The sequence below is a fragment of the Duganella margarita genome (assembly GCF_009857535.1).
GTDB classification, from domain to species: Bacteria; Pseudomonadota; Gammaproteobacteria; order Burkholderiales; family Burkholderiaceae_D; genus Rugamonas; species Rugamonas margarita.
This window is the reverse complement of sequence record NZ_WWCS01000079.1, coordinates 1-415: the sequence shown is the minus strand read 5'-3', so window position 1 is coordinate 415 and position 415 is coordinate 1. Positions and strand designations below refer to the sequence as shown.

The window sequence follows — 415 nt, the reverse complement described above, 5'->3', positions numbered from 1 at the left end:
CCGCCCAGCGCCGCCTGCACGCGTGGCGACCCGCGCAGGCGCTGCATGGCGCCGCTGGCGGCGATCATCAGCACGGCGCTGGGCAGAAACATGCCGGCGCAGGCGGCCACGGCGCCGGGCAGGCCGGCCACCTTGAGGCCGACGAAGGCGGCGCTGATGGTGGCGGGGCCGGGCGTGAGCTGGGTCAGCGCCAGGCCGTCGATGAATTCGCGCGGGCTGAGCCAGCCGTAGGTGTCGACCACCGTATGCTGCAGCAGCGGAATGAACGCATAGCCGCCGCCGAAGGTCATCAGGCTCATGCCGCCGAAGACGCCGGCCAGGCGCGCCAGCGGCGCCGCATGCACGGCGCCCCAGGCCAGCGCCACGGCCGCGATCAATGTCAGCAGCAGCGGCAGCGCGGTGCGGCGCGCGCCGG

General features: G+C 74.9%; 1 protein-coding gene. It reads right to left on the bottom strand.

Annotated features, from left to right (window positions below):
* Positions 1-415: chromate transporter (locus GTP55_RS29275; RefSeq protein WP_161048264.1), on the bottom strand; the 415-nt coding region annotated here is incomplete at both ends.